At 76.7% G+C, this 524-nt stretch carries 1 pseudogene; it reads left to right on the top strand.

Features of this window, described 5'->3' with window-relative positions:
* Positions 1–225: pseudogene (locus tag E6R62_RS39030) on the top strand (hypothetical protein); the annotation flags it as partial.
* Positions 226–524: the final 299 nt, after the last annotated feature.

Genomic DNA, 524 nt, shown 5'->3' with positions numbered 1-524 from the left:
GTCGCCGCACTGGGCTACGAGGTGACGGCGACGAACCTCCAGCGGGTGCTGCTGCGCCGGGGTGTGCTGGCGGCGACGGGGGAGCACACGGCGTCCGGCCGCGCCGGGGGACGCCCGGCGATGCTCTACCGGTTCGCGTCCCCGACGCTGGAGGTCACCGACCCGTTCGCCGTCCTCCGCCCACCCACCGAGCGGCCGGGCCGGGCGGGCGGGTCCGTCTCCTGACCGGCGCCGACGCCGTTCGCGGGCGGACCACGGCTTGGTCCGGTGACGGACGGTGGTCCGGCCCTGCCCCTTCGAGGGATATGCGTCGCCCGAACGGGCGCGTGGCCGGGGCGACGGTCACGGACGGTCACCTGGGCGGCGAGGATTGCCGCCATGACGGACACGAGTGGCCGGGGCCGCGCCCAGGAGTGGGCCCGGAGGGTCGCCGCGTCCCTCGCCGCCGTGGCCGCCGCGGCCGGCCTCGTCGCCTTCTCGCACCTCGGCGCCTTCGACGACAGCAACGATCCGTTCCCGCACTC

This window comes from Streptomyces sp. A1136 (assembly GCF_004795055.1).
Lineage (GTDB): Bacteria > Actinomycetota > Actinomycetes > Streptomycetales > Streptomycetaceae > Streptomyces.
The sequence above is the reverse complement of the archived record's forward strand: the minus strand, read 5'-3'. Positions and strand labels throughout refer to the sequence as shown.